The sequence below is a fragment of the Bacteroides sp. RCH18 genome, assembly GCF_058231005.1.
In genome coordinates this window covers 3,480,761-3,501,538 of sequence record NZ_JBIPTC010000001.1, presented here as the reverse complement: position 1 = coordinate 3,501,538, position 20,778 = coordinate 3,480,761, and the positions used below count along the sequence as shown (strand labels likewise).

Sequence of the window (20,778 nt, the reverse complement as noted above, 5' to 3'; positions counted from 1 at the left end):
TAATTTGCAAAAAAAATAAAAGAACGATCATGATGAAAAAACTACTATTTATTGCAATTATTGCAGTATTAGGATGCACAGCACTCCAAGCTAAAAATCGCATCAGAATAAAAAGAGAGTCTTGGGAAGTAAAAGCAAGTACTAGAGTGCCAATATCTACCCCCCTTAATCTTTACTACGAAGGGAGTACACTCTTTATTCATGCTAATATAGATTTAGAAAACATTATAATTGAAGTAAAGGATTCCTTCAACAAAACTATCTACCTAGACCTTACAAGTATTCAAGCTAACAATGAACATGTATTTACTCTGGAAAATATATCTTCCGGAGAATATATTATCGAAATAAAATCCGGCGAAAACTATATTATCGGTTGTTTTATATTATAAGTCTTGATATATGTGTATATTTGCGCAAATAAAATCGCAATGATACATACATTCAAATGAAACAAAGACGAAAATTTATACTATTCTATTTAAGCATTATATGCCTATTCTCATGCACTGCCCCATACCCCAACACAATACTGCGGGTGGAAAATATTATTAAAGAATATCCAGATAGTGCATTAACCATTTTAGACTCTCTGAGTGAGAGTATCACAAAGGAATCACAATCAGCAAGAATGTACTATTACCTGCTGTTAACAGAGGCACGTGACAGATGTTACGTGCCTCATACGTCTGATTCTCTAATGTTATCCGTCACTGATTATTATGAAAGAGAAAATGATAAGGACAAACTGATAAAATCCTATTATTACACAGGCAGAGTATACCTTGATCTTCATGAAGGTCCTACAGCACTTTCTTATTTCCACAAAGCTTTTGATATTTCTACAGATAGCAAGAACTACGCTTTATTGGGGCGAATATACAGCCAAATGGGAACTCTATTTGCCTATGAAGGTCTCACAGAGGAAGTACTACAAGCTTATCGAAACGCTTATCACTACTTACAACTAGGCAAAGACAGTCTTACTAGCGCTTATGCACTACGAGATTTAGGAAGAGCATTCAATTTACTTGAGATAACAGACAGCACAATCTATTATTATAACAAAGCATACCAATTAGCTAATAGCAATGGAGACATACAAAGGGAAGTAAATATTCTCGAAGAATTGGCAGGCATCTATATTCAAATGGGAAAATATGACGAAGCATTGAAAACGCTACAAGAAACAAATAGTAAATGGCAAGATGAGAAAGATATAAATTATGATGTTTGGGGAAATTTCTATGTAAGTATAGGACAAAAAGATTCAGCAGCCTATTACTTCAAGAAAAATATAGGACATAATAATGTATATTCAGACATAGGAGCCTATCGGAATTTATATGAAATAGAAAAAGAACGTGGCAACTATGAAGAAGGATTAGCATATCTGGAGAAATATACAGAATGTTCTGATAGCATTTACGACATATCCAACACAGAATCTTTGCGAAAAATAAAGGCTTTGTATGATTACCAACATATTGAGAAAGAAAAAGAATATTTGCGCAAGAAAAATGCAGAACAACAAGCATGGATCATCTTTATTGTTATTGCCATCGTTTTAGGAGTTATCATCCTTATTCGATATAATAGAAACAGGAAAGCTATGATTCGGGAACAAGAGAAAAAACTTCATGAGATTAACGAACAACAATATCGGAAAAGCCAACTATATATAGAGGAGAACAAGAAAAAAATTGAAGAATTAAAAGAAAAGGTAAAATTGTTCGAGCAGGAAAACAATGATTTACAACAAAAACTTTTACTTGCAAAAAAGGAAAAGCTAGAACAAACCAATCAAGCTATCGAAACATCACAAAGAGAACAAGCATTACTTGAGGAAGCGCTTAGAAGGTCTGATATTTATGCTTATTGTTATCGTGCGATAGAAGATTCCTCGATCAGACTCACCGAAACAGAATGGAAAGAACTAGAAAATATCATTAATGATACATATGACAATTTCACCAACAAGTTATTCATACTGCATCCCTCTATTACCAAGATGGAACTACGTATTTGTTTACTGTTAAAAATTAAAATTCCAGTTTCTACAATTTCACAATTGGTATGCCGTACACAAAGCGCTGTATCTATGAGCAGAAAACAGCTTTATAAGAAGATATTCAATAAAGAAGGAACACCCGCAAACCTAGATGACTTCATTGTCTCTTTTTAAAAAGATGAACTAAATCTCTGATATTCCACACAAAGAAGAAATACCCGCATTCAGTATCTTCAGTTTCGCCCGCAAGCTCCCTGTCAGAAGGGGATAGCGGCTGAAGGCACAGTTTTACAACCCCGTTCTTGAAGCTTTATGAAGGGAGTAAGGTACTTCAGTCCTTTCAGTCCCCAAAAACAATCTCAAACTTGATACCGTTCAAGATATCAGATGGTACCTCTCAGCGTGTCAGAAAGTACCATTCCGCAGGTCAGCCAGCATCATTCAAGGAGTTGGAAATCTCCCCATATTTTATTCATTACTACACAGGCTTTCCGCTAATTACTATCCGAGTCACTGTGTATAATGAATAAACTCTGCCAACAGTTGAAATAGAGCCTGCATTTACCTCAAACAGAGCCTGTATTCAAGATAAACAGAGCCTCTATCCAAGGCAAACAGACCCTCTGTTTGATCAGAACACTCTCTTCGCTTGATTGATCTGAAATAAGCCGGCAGCTCGCCAACTTTCACCTCGGAGGCGAGCAGACTTTAGCTCGGCGATGAATGAAGTTCAGCTCGGGGCTTACCAAATTTAGCCCGTATGTCAGGGCTGAAAGAACTGAAACCACCTGCCCCCTTTCAAAGTATGTCAGAGACGGGGTTGTAAAGCAGTGCTTTCAGCCGCTATCCCCTTCTGACAAGGCGTTTGCGGACGAAACTGAAAAAGCTGAATGCAGAATAGTCATCTGCTGTTTACAAGTTTGTCAACCGCAACAAATATAACGATTTTATTAATCATAACTTATAAACAGTTCAAATTCAACCTATTTATAAGTCGTAACTTATAAAATCGCCCGAATAACAAAAGCAATGATTCATGTAGAAAGCCCTTTCTGAAACACCGAATAAGGATCAATATAGAAAACCCACAATCCATAGCGGAAGCTTACAACGATAAGGTGTCTCTATCCCATCTGCTAAAATGTACGAATCAGGTACATCAGCTATCTGGTCATAAGTTTTACCTTCACCGCCAACCTCTAAGGTATATCGGCCATTAATTTTAAAATCACCTGTTTTCTTCCCATATTCTACCTCATTTTCACAAGAAAGTTGATTCACAACAAAAGTCTCACGTGCTGTCCCTATTTTCACCGGACGGGAAGCCAAAGCATACAGCAGATTAGGATTATCTAAATATATTTTATCCGGCTTCTGCATCTTCTTGACAGATAACAAATCCGCATATAACAAATGAAGTAATTTAGCCTTTTCCAAACTATTCAAATATTCTATCACTGTGTTACGATGTATGCCAATAGTAGTTGACAACTTGGAAATATCAACCTCGAAAGGAACAGAAGTTGCCAAAATTCCTAATAATGCTTTTATCTTACGTACATTACCAACATCTACTCCACATAACTGAGGCAATTCTGTCTCAATTATAAAATTAGTAACCTGCTCTATACTGGTATAATAATCCATTTGGTCCTTAAGATAGAACGGATAATAGCCATACTGCAAATACTCTTTAAAAAAAGGCAAAGGACGACACACTTCGTTCACTTTAGAACAAATATCTCCAGGAGAAGTTAACACTTCTTCCAATGTACATATAGGCAAATCCAACTGCTTATAAAACAGAAGAAACTCACGGAAAGAAAGCCCTTGCATTTGATAAGGAATACAACGTCTGGACAAGTCAGCATCCGCATTCATTATATTGAGTAAAGAGGACGCACTAAATACCACTCTCAAATCAGGGTACATATCATAAATCTCCTTTATCTCCTTGCTCCAAGTCGGATATTTATGCACCTCATCCAGAAAAAGATGTTTACCTCCATTTTTATAAAAAGTATCCACAAGTTCCAGCAAAGTATGATTGGAAAAATAAACCGAATCTAATGTACAGTAAAGTACTTCACGGCTATATAGTGAATAATGTTGTTTGATATACTGCAACATTAACGTAGTTTTACCTACACCACGAGGTCCTTTGATAGCAATCAGTTGAGCATCCCAGTTAATCTGGTGCATGAGAGTCCTTATAATATCCGTTGATGTAAGCATCAACAAACGATCCTGTTTGGCAAAAAGCGTTTCCATATATTCCCTTGTTTATATTATCCAGATACAAATATAATCATTTGCTGTTTGCAAACAGCAAAATTTGGCTTTATTTGCTGTTTGCAAACAGCAAATGATTATATTCCTTATAGCATCACCCCGAATAACAAAAGCCGCAATCCATCTCTCCCGTATAAGAAGAGATGAAATTGCGGCTCACTATGGACTAAATAGCCGTAAAGCTATAAGCTGATTTCAAATAAAATTACAGACCAAAAGCTGCTTTGATCTTATCCACGTAGTCCAGTTTCTCCCATGTAAAGAGTTCTACTTCTACGGTCTTGTTGCCCTCATAGCGGGAGAAGAACGTTTTCGATACCACTTGCGGCTCACGTCCCATATGGCCATAAGCGGCAGTTTCCTGATAGATCGGGTTACGAAGTTTAAGACGCTCTTCGATAGCTTTCGGACGAAGGTCGAACAACTGGTCAATCACACGGGCAATCTCGCCATCGGTCATATTCACGTGGCTACGTCCGTAAGTGTCCACAAAGATGTTGATGGGGCGTGCTACACCGATAGCATAGCTCACCTGTACAAGCATTTCGTCGGCAACACCTGCCGCAACCATATTCTTGGCAATGTGACGGGCAGCATAAGCAGCGCTACGGTCTACCTTGCTGGGGTCTTTTCCGGAGAAAGCACCACCACCATGGGCGCCTTTACCACCGTAAGTATCCACAATAATCTTACGGCCTGTCAGACCGGTATCTCCGTGAGGACCACCGATCACGAACTTTCCGGTCGGATTGACGTGATAGACGATCTGATCATTGAACAATGCCAGTACTTTATCGTGATGGATAGAAGCAATGACACGAGGCATCAGGATTTCGATAACATCACGACGGATGATAGACAGCATTTCTTCGTCAGCTTTGAGCTGTGCTTCGGCAGAGTCATCAGCCGGCTGAATAAAGTCATCGTGTTGCGTAGAAACAACAATAGTATCAATACGGACAGGAGTTCCGTTGTCGTCATATTCAATCGTCACCTGGCTCTTGGCGTCCGGACGGAGGTAGGTCATCACCTTTTCTTCGCGGCGGATATCAGCCAGCACCTGCAGAATGCGGTGTGCCAGATCAAGCGAAAGCGGCATATAGTTTTCTGTCTCGTTCGTTGCATAGCCGAACATCATGCCCTGATCGCCCGCACCCTGTTCCATCGGGTCCTGACGCTCTACGCCACGGTTGATGTCGGGACTTTGCTCATGAATGGCAGAAAGCACACCGCAAGAGTTACTTTCGAACATGTACTCTCCTTTAGTGTAACCGATTTTCTTAATCACTTCACGTGCGATGAGCTGGAGGTCAACGTACGCTTTAGTTTTCACTTCACCCGCTAATACTACCTGTCCGGTAGTTACTAGTGTTTCGCAAGCTACTTTAGAACTGGGGTCGTAAGCCAACAGTTTGTCAAGCACGGCGTCCGATATTTGATCGGCTACCTTGTCGGGGTGTCCTTCCGACACCGATTCGGATGTAAATAAGTATCCCATCTTTTTAAATTAAAGATTATAAATTGAAAATTAAAATTGGGAAAATAAAGAGGGAAGGAAGAGAGCTGCGGAAGCATTGCCGAAAAGGCGTCAACAAGACGTGTTTTAGCATTTTTTTCCGTGGTTGCAAGCTGCTCAAATCTGTCCACACTTTCATTTCGGGGACAAAGATAGGTATTATTCGGAGATTATATTTATCTTTGGGCAATGTTTAACACATATATACAGGAAATTGGTATGAGAACAATTACATTAATGCAATATGTATTTTCCATTATCCTTCTGGTCATCATCTTCCTCGTCATGGATTATTTCTGGAAAGGAGACGAATTTTCATGGACGTATGAGTTTGTAAAAGGAGGAATCGGCGGAACTATCATCTGCCTTCTGAACCGTCATTTATTCCTCCGCCATCCTAATCCTAAACAGAAAAAAATATGATTATCAACAATAAATTAAGAACCCTTTTTGTACTGGCGCTTTATATAGGATTCACCATTGCCATTTACGCCATTGTATGCCACTTCCTGAAGATTGAGTTTCAGGATATTCACTTGTTATATGCAGTATTGGTAGGCTGCGTGGCTTATCTGCCGAGGTTTATCGCCGAAAAGAAAAGTAAAAAGTAAAAGGATAAGCAAGGGGAAGAGAATGCTGTATTATTCTTCTATCTGCGCCAGCAGCGCCTTCATTGTCTTTCCCAATACCGGATGCACCAGTTCGGGGGCAATCTCCGTTAAGGGGCGCATTACGAAGTCACGTTCCGCCATCAAAGGGTGGGGGAGGTTGAGTGCTGCTCCGGAAAGAGAAGTAACCGAAAGTATCAGATCATCATAAAGCAGCAGGTCTATATCAATCAGCCGGTCGCTATATACGCCGCCGACAGACTTATGTATACGTCCCAGTTCCCGTTCGATCTCCTGCGTCTTTTGCAGCACTTCCAGAGGCGACAGTTCCGTTTCTATGCACGCCGCCGCATTCAAGAAACTATGCTCCGAATCGAATCCCCAAGGGGCAGTGATGTAAAAAGCAGACAGGGAAATGACTTTCCCTACCTGCTCCTCTATCTTTTGCACGGCAGTCCGGAGATTCTGTTCTTTATCTCCCAGATTAGTGCCGAGACTTATATACACTTTCGCCATTACCGGTCTATTCTACCTTAAACTCCCGCTCCCTGTCCAAAGGAACAAAGAACTCTACTTTGCCACATTTCGGGCAGACGTATAAGTCGAATGCTTCTTCGTGGCATTTGGGACAGATTTTCATAGCGGTATCTTTTCGTTTATTTATCCAGAATCAGCATCGCATCACCGTATGTACCGAAGCGATAACCTTCCTTCAACGCTACATGATAAGCATCCATCACCTGTTCGTAACCACCGAAAGCGGCCACAATCATCAGCAGTGTAGACAACGGCATGTGGAAGTTGGAAATCATCGAATTGGCCACAGTAAACTCATACGGAGGGAAGATGAACTTGTTGGTCCAGCCTTCAAACTCTTTCAAATGTCCGTCGGTGCTCACCGCACTTTCGATAGCACGCATCACGGTTGTACCTACCGCACACACGTTTTTACCCTTATCCTTGGCACGGTTGACCGTATTGACAGCTTCCGCGTTTACAATCATCTGCTCGGAGTCCATCTTATGCTTCGTCAAGTCTTCTACGTCGATATCACGGAAGTTGCCCAGACCGGCATGCAAGGTGATATAGGCGAAGTCAATACCTTTGATTTCCAGACGCTTCATCAGCTCACGGCTAAAGTGCAGGCTGGCTGTCGGAGCAGTTACCGCACCTTCGTTCTTGGCAAAGATGGACTGGAAACGTTCCGAATCTTCCGGCTCTACAGGACGGTTGATGATGGAATGGGGCAGGGGAGTCTCACCCAGAGCATAGAGGGCTTTCTTGAACTCATCGTGCGGTCCGTCATAAAGGAAACGGAGCGTACGGCCGCGGGAAGTGGTGTTGTCTATTACTTCCGCTACCATCGAGTCGTCGGCACCGAAATACAGCTTGTTACCGATACGGATTTTACGGGCAGGGTCTACCAGCACATCCCACAGACGGAGTTCTTCGTTCAGCTCACGCAACAGGAATACTTCGATACGAGCTCCCGTCTTCTCCTTATTACCATACAGACGTGCCGGGAATACCTTCGTATCGTTGAATATAAATACGTCTTTATCATCAAAGTAGTTCAAAACATCCTTGAACATCTTGTGTTCAATCTCTCCAGTACGACGGTGCAACACCATCAAGCGCGACTCATCTCTATACTTCGTAGGATGCAAAGCGATTTTATCCTCGGGTAACTTAAATTTGAATTGTGATAGCTTCATATCTATTCCTTATTACGTTAATTATTATCTTCGTCGTTTTCTATTTCCTGCCGGTCGATCCACTCTTTAAAGTGTTCGGGGTCCAGGCAATCTTCCAGACGGACATCCCCCACACGTGTGCGGATCAGTTCCGTCAGATGGGCTCCGCTCTGAAGCGCTTCGCCGATGTCACGGGCCAGGGCACGGATATACGTCCCTTTGCTGCACACCACGCGGATTCGGATCGTCGGTTCCGGATCGTCCAGACGGCATTCAAGCAACTCTATCTCATCAATAACAAGTTGCTTCGCCTTTAGTTCCACCTCTTCGCCTTTACGTGCCAGCTCATAAGCGCGCTTGCCGTCCACCATGCAGGCGGAAAAGGCAGGGGGCACCTGCTCGATGGCACCAAGGAAGTGCGTCAGTGTTTCTTCCACCAGCTCCCGGGTGATATGTCCGGTAGGGTAGGTGGCATCTATTTCATGTTCCAGGTCGTACGAGGGAGTGGTAGCGCCCAGCCGGAGCGTGGCTACATATTCCTTGGTATGATACTGAAATTCTTCTATTCGTTTCGTAGCCTTGCCGGTGCAGAGGATCATCACTCCCGTGGCGAGAGGATCGAGCGTTCCGGCATGACCTACTTTCAGTTTTTTCACTCCTATCCGGCGGCAGATATGATAGCGGACGTGTCCTACTACCTTAAATGATGTCCAGCCGAGAGGTTTATTGAAAAACAGTACTTCTCCTTTTTTAAAATTCACGTTATAGAGTTATAAATAACGAGTTGTGAGTGGGAGTAAAATGACCCACGACTTACAACTGCGTAATAATTACTGCCAATCCCGCTATTGCACAATAGATGGCAAAGTAGATCAGCTTTCCTTTCTTCACAATATTAATCATCCACTTGCAGGCAAGGCAACCGGCTACAAAAGCCGCCAGAAAGCCAACAATCAATGATAACGCAGGGATATCCCCTACTACATCTTCACCTTTCATCATCTTTACACTATCAAGCAACGCTTCCCCGAGAATGGGAGGGATCACCATCAGAAAAGAGAACTGCGCCAGTTTTGCCTTGTTATCTCCCAACAGAAGTCCCGTAGCAATAGTAGATCCCGAACGGGACAGCCCCGGCAACACTGCACAAGCCTGTGCCAGACCAATGATAAAGGCATCTTTCATCGAAATCTTATCCTTTTGGCGTGGCTTATAATAGTACGAGAATGACAGCAGGGCAGCAGTCAGCAACAGCATGCAGCCTACAATCATCAGTCCCGAACCGAAAATAGCTTCTACATAATCTTTAAAGAATACGCCTACAATACCAATCGGTATCATCGAAATCACGATATTGATCACATAACGAGTCTCATCGTTCATCTGAAACTTGAATAATCCTTTGAAAATCCAGTCAATCTCTTTCCACAGAATCACCAGCGTACTACATACGGTAGCTACATGCACGACAATCGTAAATGCCAGATTCTCTTCCCCTTGTATCCCAAACAATGCCGATCCGATGGCCAGATGGCCACTGCTGCTTACAGGCAAATACTCTGTCAATCCCTGAATCAATCCGAGGATCATTGCTTCCAACCAACTCATAATTTCTTTTTATTATTCTTTTGTTTTAGGTTTACGCAACACTGCGTATATCATCGATATAAAGCCAAACAGGCAAACAACAGGTGCTACCTTGATTCTGCGTACACTGAAAATATCCGGTTCGAAAACCGTTTCGGACGACGTAGGTCCCGTCATCAATAGAAATCCGATAATGACAATCGCCATCCCTATCGCGAGCAAGATAAAGTTCACTTTATCGAAGGCAAATTTCTGTTTGTCAGACATAAGCTTATTTTGTTACAAGTTACTAAATTTCCAACTATATGTTATTCTCCTAAATATAATATAAGGTATTGGCTTTCATCCTCAGATATTTATTCATCGAGATGTAGGCACACAACCACGTTATCACAATTCCGAATACCAGCACGCTGCCGCAGACAATGAGCATCACTTCGGGGGTGATGACCTGAATCAGCTCCTGTTCGTACGTCACCGCCCAGTAGGCAGTTCCCATCAGAATGGCATCGGCAAGCATACCTGCCAATACGCCGCTCCACACGTTTTTCCGCAGGAAAGGTCCGCGGATAAAACTCCAGCTGGCACCCACCAGCTTCATGGTATGAATGAGGAATCGCTTGGAGTAGATGGCAAGCCGTATCGTATTGTTAATCAGTGCAAAGGAGATGAAGGTGAGCACCACCGCCAGCGCCAGCAGCACAAGGCTGATGTTCCGTATATTCTCATTGACGGCATCGATCAGCTCTTTCCGGTAGAGCACATCCTGTATGTTAGAGTTCTTCTTGATCATTTTCTCTATCTTCGCGATACTGTCGGAATTGGCGTAATCGGAGTGAAGCTTGATTTCAAGGGAGGCCGTGAAAGGGTTATAGCCAAGAAACTCTTCGGGATCGGTGCCCATCGCCTCCGTCTGCTCTTTCAGAGCCTGTTTTTTGGAGATGTACTCGGACTGCTTCACAAAAGGTTCCTGATTCAGTTTCTTCTGGAGTTTCAGGATATCCGCCTCCTTCATGTCATCACTGATGAGAACAGAGAAGCTGATATTTTCGCGGACGTATACAGACATATTGTGCGCCGTGAGCACAAAGAACACGACCAGCCCCAACAGCAACAACACCAATGTCGTACTGATACTGGACGTTATGAATTGCATATCGAACAGTGACTTCGACTTATATCTGTTTTTATTTCCCATGCGCTATCTTTTTTTCCGGAATACGTAAATCATCGAACTGCTCCGTTCTTTCCGCCCCAACGTGCTGAACCACGCAAGCGTCCCCGCATACATCCCTTTGAGGAAACTGCACGAACTGCCGCGATGTTTCTCGCTCAACATCGATACATAGAACGCATCAAACGGCATCGGATGACGAGCCGCCATAATAAATCCATGACGGGAAGCCAGCTGCTGAATAGTGACGGGAGTGAAATGCCAGAGATGGCGGGGGACATCGTATGCCGCCCAATATTCACCGTAACGTCCTGCATCATAGGAAGAGCAGTTGGGCACTGCCACAATGAGCATCCCTTTCTCTGTCAGCAGTTCACGAAGTATTTCCCATGTTTCATTGAGGTGTTCCAGATGCTCCATCACGTGCCAGAGGGTGATCACATCGAAACTACCGGGAGCAAACTCTTTCAAAGCCGATTCGGGTTTTACGTCCAGATCGAAATGCTCCTTTGCAAAAGCACGTGCCTGCGGACTTTTCTCCACTGCTTCCACCTTCCATCCACGGCGTGCCATGGTGTCGGCGAAGTATCCGGTTCCCGTCCCGATATCGAGCAAACGCCCTCTTTTACGGTGTGCTTCCCTTGCTACCAGACGCGCTTTGCGACCCAGCATATAGGAACGTACATAATGGTAGATGGTATTCATCGCGCCCTTGCGCGTATCAGTGTGGGAAATGTAATCGGGAGTCTCGTAATACTTGCCTATCTCTGCTTCTACCGGCACACCTTGCGTGAACGTAAATCCGCAGTCTTCACACGAACACAATTCAAACTGTTCGCCCGAAGCATAAAAATCCGTACAAGTCATGACGCGTTTCAAGTGCATACTGCCACACACCGGACAAGCATTTATAATGAGTTTCTCCATTAATTTCTAAGCAAAATTAAGTGCTGCCTCGATTCACAAGACAACACTATTCCCGAATTTGGTGCAAAGAAACAAATAAAAAGTGATGGATTGGGCTTTCGTTAAGTACTTTTAATAATATAACGTTACTCTGACACTTATATCAAAGTGTATCTCAAAACAGGAGATGAAATTAAATGTGAATCAACTTCCCTCAATCAGAACAGTGATTTCTCAGTACATGAAGAATGGATAGGAATCATCTCGCAGAATCAGAAATATCCAACACAAGTACGGACTGAACAGGAAAAACGGAAGGATTCGCGATTAACATATTTCCGAATCACACAGATTTTACTTTATAGCGATCAATAAAACATATATTAGATCAAAAACACGAAATCCGAACACATATTTCATAATTTAAGTTTCAATCTAATATTTTTGAATCCTTCTGTAACTGACGACATCCGGAGCAAAACAAGCACTCAAAGTACCTTTTTACCCATTCCTTTAAATGAAGCGAAGTGCTTCTCACCGACCAACGAGTCGTTCCTTTAAAACCAACGAAGCTTTTCTTTAAATGAAACGTCTCCTAACATTGGTAGTTATCATGCATATTTCACCTATTTATATCCAAAAGCAAGATTATTCCTGCATATTCTTGCATCTTTTTATGCAGTATTTCTTCTATCAGGATAAGTCTTAACATCCCCTTTTTAAAAGTAATCTTCAAAATAGAACATATAATTTGTGAGGGCATTCATGCGGGAACGTATCTTCTAATTTAATAGGCTGCCACAAGCTATGATATCAATTACAGCAGATTTTTTCTCCACCATTAAAATATCTCAAATGAAAATTCTAGTTAATTTCAGTGTCATAACCTATTTGTGTAAAAGCTGATTTATCTAATTACTTATCTTTGATGTATACCCATATTCGTGGATCTTGTCCATGATAGCCATCAGGCATATCATCTGGATATGAAATACCTAATATTCTACTAACTCTCTTTTCACTCAGCGCTTTTTTCCCTTCCAAATAAAAAAGAATATATTTATCTTTGTAATTCATAGCATTGGTAGGTAAAATTTACCCCCTGACAGGCAACTGCCAGGGGAATAGTCAATACTATTGATACGTATATCAAAGAAATAATCACTTTTCTCATAATCACCAAAATGAAAAATTTACTTTATTTCAACCCATCCTCTACTTCAATGAATAAATTAAGTGATTCATCTATTTCAATATCCACAACCTTTTGACTCTCGAAAAGTCAAATTGTTCGTGCCATCAAACCATGACAGCTGTAATATCATCTTCTGATGTAGCAATTCATTTTCCATCTTTCTGAACTTCCCAATAGCAATATGTCATTATACGATTCCCACTATCAAATTCCATAAGAATAATTGAGTAATTACCTCCATCAGAACTACTATATACGATGTTACAACCTATATTCTTTTTTAATTCAGTATTAAAATTCATATTATCTAAATAAATCAATTTTCACATAGCTCCTCGAATAAAAGGTACCCCAACATGAGTATATATATCGCTTCATGTCAGGGTAACACTTATTAATGCAAGAGGCCAATCTATATCAAAATTCTATAATTATTTCATATTTATAATCTTCCTTATTTGGAATACTACAAACCAGATAATAATAATAATCGTAAATAAATGAGGTATAAGTTCTGTACCATAATACCAATAATCATCTTGCATATCTGAGACATTTTTAACCATAGTCCCAAAAACAAAATTAATTAATTGAAAAAATAATGCACCTAAACTTAGTAGCACTGCAACTACCCTGAAAATAATTTTCAATATGTTATTGTCCATAATTTATTTGTATATTTGGATTTTGTATTAACCATGAATCTAAGATTGGCATAAGTTGATTCCAAGTTATACCATTGTTAGCATTCCAAAAACTTCCACTATCAATCCAATCTCTATGCCTATATTGATACCCTTCATTACTTTTCTTTCTTATTTTATAATTCGCATTAGGAATATCTCTGCTACCATCTATTGGAAGACTTAATCCTTGTACCCAATCATTAGTAATCGTAGCATCAATCAAAAATGTTCCAACCGAGCCCATCAATTCAGAAGGCAACCATGTATTTAGATGAATTGAGAAATCAACATTCCAACCTTGCTCTTTTAAATATCGAATAATACCTTCTGAAAAAGCACCTCCCATACTATGAGAAATAATTCGGAATACATCCTCTTGTGGATTCATACCCATTATCAATTGTTTGTAATTTTCTTTAGCATATGCATATCCATCTAAATTTCTTAAAAAGGTAGAACTACGTAAATAGTTAAAATCAAAGTCGGTGAAATAGGCACTTTGATCATTAAAAAAGTTTTTTGCACCTTTAACAAAAGAACTATTTACTCCTCCCCAATAAGTGCCACCTCCTCTAGGAGATCCAGACCCTAAATACCCATTAACAAAAATAATCTTCTGCCCATCGGGGTCAATACAATTATGTGGTGTATTTAATCCATATACATACGAACTAATTGAATAATACTTCTCACTCATCGGATCAACCGCATGCCATCTACCAAGCGCTGCATCATACATACGCGCCCCATAATCATACCAATCAAGACCATTCTTCCTATCAAGTTCTTTACCGTTATACTTACGAATGTTTATCTACTAATGTACTCTCTGCAAATGACACCTCATAAGGATAATAGTGATTAGTCCGGACAACTGTTCCATCAAACTTTGCTACCACACGGCTATTACCCTGATGATCCTGAAGATAAAAAGAATACTGCCCATCTTCAATATAGCCAACTTCATTTAAACTGCTGTAATTCTAATCCCACTTAAAAAAACGTCGTATTCTCTCTTCTTTATCATAAACCCCTTTATTATAAATATACCTTACCCTTTTTGATAAAGAATCTCTTAAGTCACTCGAATAAACTGCATCATTATGCATTATTCTAAATTTCTGTGGGATATTATTAATATTCAAGAAGCAAAAAGTCGAATCGCTAAACAGCTTATACATAGACATCCAAATATCCTTATCCGGTAAATTCTGAAGAAATGAATGGGGAGGTTCACTATCATATTTCAAGGATTTAAAATCATGAGGGGCAATAGCAACTGGAAGTGAATCCCTCAAAACCAATTTTAATGTATCCGGTCCATTTATTACAGCATAGCACATACTCCTCGCTGAATTCCTCGATAATAGCAAAACGGAATCAGTCTGATTTCTTACAAATATTTCTCCTGAGAATCTTTCTACATAATTCTTCAGACTATCAATCTCAAGTTCAAAAAGGTCCGGAATATATGAACTGGGAACAATAATATCGTGCGAAGTCAATCCCATCAATGCAGTTTTCTCCTGGGGTATATCTCCAGAAAAATACGACCAAAGTTCCGGATATTCAAATAGACGATAATAATTAGGCAACATCTTTACTAAGATATGTTTATCTTCATATTTTCGAAGAGCCAACAGCCAATCACGACCTCTGTTTAAACATAAATTTTCATGAAAGTTAGAGTCCGAAACAAAACCTCTCTCAAACAATTCTGTGCGTGACATTTCAGGCTCATCTAATTCGATAAAGCAAAGATATCTTTCTTTATACTTTATCACTCTGGAAGGTAACTCAGCACCATCAGAACCAGGAGAATCTGATTCACCGATATAATAAAGTGAATTAGAATCTGTCGAAAACACTTCATCTATTTCTATATATGTCGTAAGTAAATAGCCACTATCTATCAGCACTTCCACCTGTTTTGCTACACGCTGATGAATATCTTCCAAAGAAGGGGAGGGGGATATGCATCCCCCCAGTATAATTAATAGAACAACATAGACTAATTTTCTCATAAGCATATCATTTACGTTTTATATATTGCAATAAATCTGTAGCATCATATACACGAATAGAATTTACCCGACTTGCATTTTTGGTATATTCATATATCATACCCTTTTTATCAGTACTCACACGGTTATCTTTCATATACACAGCATTCTTACGTTGTGGCTTAGCTAAGTTAAAATCATTACCAGCTCCACCTTTCGTTCCTCCGGGCAAATGAGAATGAATATCTATAACTTTTTCTCCTTTCACAGAAAGTTTATTTTGAGCATATACACCATTATCTACCCCATATGGATCTCGATCTGTCGCAACAACAGCTGTTCTTGTACCATTATCATCATAAACATCTAACTTCCATTCAACAGTTGTGTGATCAGCAGCAAATTTAAAAACAGTAGCAGCTGTCTCCAAATCTTGAGTACTTCCATAAGATTTCTTCACCCGATTTTCCTTCTGCTCTTTCGCCTGCATACTATGCATTTCCCCAAGTAACCCCTGATTTACAGTTACTGAAATAGAACGATCACTGGAAAGATATAAATTATCTGTTGAGCCTTTACCTCTCTTATCAATAGGAGTCTCATTAAATAATCTTCCTGATCTGCTGATAACATAATCATCCTTTCCGTCTAAGTCTATCCTCAACACAGGATTGTTCTTACAATAAGTATACGGACTCCAACTATAATACTTCTCACTCATCGGATCAACCGCATGCCATCTACCAAGCGCTGCATCATACATACGCGCCCCATAATCATACCAATCAAGACCATTCTTCCTATCCAGCTCCTTACCGTTATACTTATAAGGCTGCACAGCATTACTTACCGAACTTGATAGCAGACCGCCAAACGGATAATAATGGTTCACTTCTTCAACATTACCACTCTGGTCTACAACCACACGGTTATTACCCAAATGATCCTGGACAAAATAGTGATACTTAGAATCGGCCAGTGTAACATAGCCAGCTTCTGTAAGCAACTTGACAGGGATTCCATTTTCATAGATCACATTGCCGCAATAATCAGTTACTGTAGTATCACTCCCTATGATATGCGTCGTACGAAGTTTTATTCCATCAGCATCATAAAGATAAGAAATGACATGACCGTTTTCAAATTCTATACGACTCGGTAAATTTAAACAATTATATTGGATATTCAATATTTTCTTGTTCAAATCTTTCGTCATATTACCATTTTCATCATATTCATATTCAGCTTCTTTGTTTACTCCGTCTTTGAAATCAAAGCCATTGCCGTAAACAGAATTTGTAGCCCTATCTGATACTGATTTTAGTTGGTTCCCATTATAGGACATTGCCAGATCATCTATCAAGCCGTATCCGGTAGATGAAGTCTGTCCGGAACGTTTGATCCCTAAAATATTACTCATCTTATCGTATCCGGTTACTTGTTCATTGAAGCGATTCTGATTTTGAACGAGAACACTGCCTTCTCCATACACCGCATTCGTCAAACGATTCAAATTATCATAAGTAAAGTGGTAGCCTCTCATTATATCATCTTCACCCGATTTCCAAACCATACTGCTGATATTACCATTGTAATATGGAATACCCGTTCCGTCCGTATAATGCAATACTTGCTCAAAAGTTGAACCTGTGATACCAGTTAGCCAACTGCGAATATTATACGAATAAGACGTATTCAACAGACCATTATGGAACGTCTTCCGGGATAAGCGTCCCAAATCATCATACGCATTGTCAATAAGAGTCACTTCCTGAGCATCTCCCAAACGATGCAGCGCCTTTACAAGACGTTCGGCGTGATCATACTCATAGGTATAACTGTCACTCAAAATCTCATTTCCAGCCCCGGTCTGACGGTGTAAATGCCGCAAGGCGTTCCCATTAAAATCATAGGAAAAGAAATCACGGTCCATACCACCTAAATGGTTGTCAGAAACAGTTTGAGAAAGGCGACCACGATCATCATAATACATCACTGAGTAATTGTAGGGAGAATCCACTCCATATTCACCATTACGATACTGATCGTATGTATCCGTATGCAACTTAGCTATTCCTGTCAACATTCCTTTAGCACTGGATGACGTAGCGGCAAAACCTTCTTCACGGGTATATCTAAATTCATCTCTTGCCGAAAGATCTGTCCGATACATAAAGTCATAGTTATCATAATAATTGATTACCTGAACTAATGGTTTCGGCCCCACTAATCCTGCCATAAGACTTCCACTGAACTGGTACCCCCCATATTCAGAACTTCCTACGTATTGACAGACATACCAATTCGACAATCCACTAAAAATAGGTTTTAAATAAGGATTATCAAACGGATCAATCGCAACTTTACATACTCCCTGCAAGCATACACGACCGAATGCATCCGGAATACTAAAATTCCATTCTCCTCTTTTACGTTCCTCGCCATTCTGGCTAAATATAAGATTGTTGTTTGCATTATAGACATAGTATTCCCATGAAATTCCTGGAAGCTTTTTAGCCATGAGGTTTCCCGCCACATCATATTTATATAAATATCCATACATATCGAGTTTTTCTGCAGGAATATTACCTACACTCAACCGATCGGACAATGCAGGAGGAAGAACAGCACAGAGTTTTCCCAAATCATCATAAATATAGTAAGTATCCGACAATTGCTTATCCCCTTTCAGTCTTGATTCTATACGACGTTCCAAAACGGTTCTTTCCAAACGGTCTTTAAATTCAAACAAAGTGACTCCATCTTCATCCTCTGAGCGTGTAACAAGCAAGCTTCCATTTTCATACTGTTTACTTACACTAATATTTAATGCTTCTCTTGCCCCATTGATCAATTGAAAACCGAAACAACCTAAAGTATCATTACCAGCGATATTAACGTACTCATCTATTTTCAATGATCTGCCATTTTCACGCCATACTCTCCCCGGATTATGCTGTTTAATTACTTTTTCCAAAGGAGAATTTTCGTAGGTAAAGGTTAAATACGGATAAGCATCTCCTCCATAAGTATTGCGTGCCAATTCTCCACAAGAAGCTACAGATATGAAATCACCTGTGTTTTGTGTCGTTACAGCTGGCAACCATGTATTGGCTTTACGCCCCCACCCATCATATTCTTGTAGGGTTACTAAATCTTTATGACTAGGACTCACACCTTGTTGTACCGTTTCTTTCGAACGCCCCAGCCCATCATAGTAATTTACTACAAGCATACCTTCTTCCTTATTTCCTGTCCTACTCTTGAAAACAGAAACAGCATTTTTGCCAAAACGTTCGGGCAATAGATCATTTCCCCAATTTATTGCAGGAAAAGGAATAGCCGGCATCGGCTGTTCTTCCGGAGCAAGTCCTTTTGTCTCTATTGACAGAGTCATGATATAAAATAAAGGAAGTGGTCGAATTGAGTCCATCGGCAAGACCGGGTCTATTGGCGGAAAAGGATCAATCGGCGGAAAAGGCTTTATTGGTTCATGCGGGTCGATCGGTTTAAGATCAAAAGTATTAGTTTTCAATACACTTGCAGCATTCACACCATTATCATCAGGAACAAGAATATCTTTGTTCTTTTCTATTACAGTCGATGTCAAACAATATGTACCGGCAAATAACAAAAGAGTATCAGTGAAACTCACTGATGATAAAGAATCCGGATCAACACTTTTCGCATTCTGATAATACACCTGATTAGTGAGCAAATTATCATCTGTTATTTTTAATTGACATTCCAATTGTCCCGGAACTTTCTCCATTTCCATTCCCATAGTGAAATAATTAGACTTAAAAGAAATATATAATGGTTCTTTCACACGAAACAAGTAGTTTGCGCAACTCACTGACGATGTATCAGAAATGTTTATATGGTCCAGATGTTTTGTTTTAACCATATCCCTCTTCAACGTGTCATATTCGAGCTTACCTATCTCATTCTGCAAAGAATTCTGCGCAGGTATTTCTATCGAAAATCCTGATAGCAAAATTAGAAGTAATATTATTTTATGCAATTTCATAGTTGTCCTCCTTTCTCTATGGCTACTTCTCCACTTTCAATCTTGGAGCCATAATAATAATTGTAATCATATATATTTAATATCCGTTTTTGATAATCTCCATCTTTAAATTCCATAATATAATTCTCTGTCAGGCGACCCAGAAAATCATATTTATAAAACACAGTGATTCCATTAGGCTTTGTTTCTGAGACCAAACGCAACTCATTTGTATATTTGTAAATATAGAAATGCGTTCCGGATATCTTATGCCTGATATTTTCTATTTTTAGCAAATTAGTTGCAGAGATATCGGATGAAGAGAAATCCTTCACATTCATTCCCAATGCTTCTTCCACTTGATTAAGAGTGGCATTTTCTATCCGTGATATTAACCGTTGACCTTCAGCTCCCCATATCAATACAACGGGCGTTGACTCTTCGTGAAGATATATAGGATTCCCATAACCATCCACAGCCTGCACAGTGTAATGTTTATGCACATAACCATCTCTATCTGTACTAATCTGCTTTATATAAGGTATAGGACCCATATACTGATATACCTCTTTTAAATAAGAGCCGCCTGTCTGTTCTTTTTTACTAGAAACCGGAGATAGTATATGTGCTTCTTCCATCCATTTATATTCCGGTAAAGTTGCAGCATAAACATATTCTGTCAGAGTACTTTTTCCATCGCTGTTTCTACCGGCTATTTGGCTTAACTGCTTATACTTATTATATTGATACGCCTTTTCTATAACAAATGCCGTATTTCCCGATTGAGGATAAAGAGTTTCTATAACAGAGTCGGTCAGATAAGCATGTGTATATGTACGAGTTAAAGTCCCCACTTTTCCTAGCATGAAATTGTCTAAATCTGTACAAAAGAACAACACCATTTGATCAGCTGTTACAAATGAGCCTGGAGTTACCTCTTTGTATCGGTAATTCACCTTCTTTCGCAAACGATCATTGACATCATAGTATTCTTCAGACAACAACTTTCCTCTCTCCATAGAACGACTGCTAAATGGCATTGTATAAGAGTTCCCTTCAAACATAGAATAAAAAGCAAGCTCGTCATAATGAGTATT

At 39.9% G+C, this 20,778-nt stretch carries 18 protein-coding genes; 4 read left to right on the top strand and 14 right to left on the bottom strand.

Features of this window, described 5'->3' with window-relative positions; all coding sequences use genetic code 11:
* Positions 1-29: 29 nt before the first annotated feature.
* Both ACHLI0_RS13670 and ACHLI0_RS13665 read left to right on the top strand, forming a co-directional pair.
* Entirely contained in the window at positions 30-392 is a 363-nt protein-coding gene (locus ACHLI0_RS13670) for a DUF3244 domain-containing protein (protein WP_011108706.1), read from the top strand.
* Between the two features lie 146 nt (positions 393-538).
* Entirely contained in the window at positions 539-2,185 is a 1,647-nt protein-coding gene (locus ACHLI0_RS13665; protein WP_234119858.1) for a tetratricopeptide repeat protein, read from the top strand.
* An 897-nt stretch (positions 2,186-3,082) separates the two neighbouring features.
* On the opposite strand, the gene ACHLI0_RS13660 is transcribed toward ACHLI0_RS13665, so the two are convergent.
* Positions 3,083-4,282 (bottom strand): AAA family ATPase, encoded by a 1,200-nt coding sequence (locus ACHLI0_RS13660; protein ID WP_178068619.1) that lies wholly within the window; start codon positions 4,280-4,282, stop codon positions 3,083-3,085.
* A 226-nt stretch (positions 4,283-4,508) separates the two neighbouring features.
* The gene (metK, locus tag ACHLI0_RS13655; protein ID WP_008762826.1) at positions 4,509-5,801 is read right to left on the bottom strand and encodes a methionine adenosyltransferase; all 1,293 of its coding nucleotides are present in this window, start codon (positions 5,799-5,801) and stop codon (positions 4,509-4,511) included.
* A 237-nt stretch (positions 5,802-6,038) separates the two neighbouring features.
* Between metK and ACHLI0_RS13650 the strand changes: the two genes are divergently transcribed.
* Complete coding sequence (locus tag ACHLI0_RS13650; RefSeq protein WP_490749389.1) at positions 6,039-6,242, top strand: hypothetical protein; 204 nt, start codon at positions 6,039-6,041, stop codon at positions 6,240-6,242.
* Positions 6,239-6,430 (top strand): hypothetical protein, encoded by a 192-nt coding sequence (locus ACHLI0_RS13645; protein ID WP_008762824.1) that lies wholly within the window; start codon positions 6,239-6,241, stop codon positions 6,428-6,430. Before ACHLI0_RS13650 ends, ACHLI0_RS13645 begins: the two co-directional genes overlap by 4 nt.
* Before the next feature lie 30 nt (positions 6,431-6,460).
* Here the strand turns inward: ACHLI0_RS13645 and folK are convergent, their stop codons facing one another.
* The 12 genes from folK to ACHLI0_RS13585 form a co-directional block, all read right to left on the bottom strand.
* On the bottom strand, positions 6,461-6,943 hold the full coding sequence (gene folK, locus ACHLI0_RS13640) for a 2-amino-4-hydroxy-6-hydroxymethyldihydropteridine diphosphokinase (RefSeq protein ID WP_490749388.1): 483 nt from the start codon (positions 6,941-6,943) through the stop codon (positions 6,461-6,463).
* Positions 6,944-7,083: 140 nt separating this feature from the next.
* Positions 7,084-8,142, bottom strand: coding sequence for a tRNA preQ1(34) S-adenosylmethionine ribosyltransferase-isomerase QueA (gene queA / locus ACHLI0_RS13635; protein ID WP_008762821.1), 1,059 nt, complete (start codon positions 8,140-8,142; stop codon positions 7,084-7,086).
* A gap of 17 nt (positions 8,143-8,159) precedes the next feature.
* Positions 8,160-8,882 (bottom strand): tRNA pseudouridine(55) synthase TruB, encoded by a 723-nt coding sequence (gene truB, locus ACHLI0_RS13630; protein WP_008762820.1) that lies wholly within the window; start codon positions 8,880-8,882, stop codon positions 8,160-8,162.
* 52 nt (positions 8,883-8,934) lie between these two features.
* Positions 8,935-9,729, bottom strand: coding sequence for an undecaprenyl-diphosphate phosphatase (locus ACHLI0_RS13625; RefSeq protein WP_008767449.1), 795 nt, complete (start codon positions 9,727-9,729; stop codon positions 8,935-8,937).
* 12 nt (positions 9,730-9,741) lie between these two features.
* Positions 9,742-9,975, bottom strand: coding sequence for a DUF3098 domain-containing protein (locus tag ACHLI0_RS13620; protein WP_008762818.1), 234 nt, complete (start codon positions 9,973-9,975; stop codon positions 9,742-9,744).
* A 49-nt stretch (positions 9,976-10,024) separates the two neighbouring features.
* Positions 10,025-10,906 carry a cell division protein FtsX gene (locus ACHLI0_RS13615; protein WP_008762817.1) on the bottom strand — a complete coding sequence of 294 codons (882 nt, stop codon included), beginning with the start codon at positions 10,904-10,906 and terminating at the stop codon, positions 10,025-10,027.
* A 3-nt stretch (positions 10,907-10,909) separates the two neighbouring features.
* A complete protein-coding gene (locus ACHLI0_RS13610; protein ID WP_490749387.1) occupies positions 10,910-11,809 on the bottom strand; it encodes a class I SAM-dependent methyltransferase in 900 nt (299 codons plus the stop codon).
* A gap of 894 nt (positions 11,810-12,703) precedes the next feature.
* Positions 12,704-12,865 (bottom strand): hypothetical protein, encoded by a 162-nt coding sequence (locus tag ACHLI0_RS13605; protein WP_206665472.1) that lies wholly within the window; start codon positions 12,863-12,865, stop codon positions 12,704-12,706.
* Between the two features lie 772 nt (positions 12,866-13,637).
* Complete coding sequence (locus ACHLI0_RS13600; protein ID WP_490749584.1) at positions 13,638-14,477, bottom strand: RHS repeat-associated core domain-containing protein; 840 nt, start codon at positions 14,475-14,477, stop codon at positions 13,638-13,640.
* A 175-nt stretch (positions 14,478-14,652) separates the two neighbouring features.
* Positions 14,653-15,693 (bottom strand): Imm65 family immunity protein, encoded by a 1,041-nt coding sequence (locus tag ACHLI0_RS13595; RefSeq protein WP_225637758.1) that lies wholly within the window; start codon positions 15,691-15,693, stop codon positions 14,653-14,655.
* A gap of 7 nt (positions 15,694-15,700) precedes the next feature.
* The gene (locus tag ACHLI0_RS13590; protein WP_490749386.1) at positions 15,701-19,702 is read right to left on the bottom strand and encodes a DUF6443 domain-containing protein; all 4,002 of its coding nucleotides are present in this window, start codon (positions 19,700-19,702) and stop codon (positions 15,701-15,703) included.
* Positions 19,699-20,700, bottom strand: coding sequence for a hypothetical protein (locus ACHLI0_RS13585; protein WP_225719962.1), 1,002 nt, complete (start codon positions 20,698-20,700; stop codon positions 19,699-19,701). The genes ACHLI0_RS13590 and ACHLI0_RS13585 overlap by 4 nt, the downstream gene beginning before the upstream one ends.
* Positions 20,701-20,778 lie beyond the last annotated feature (78 nt).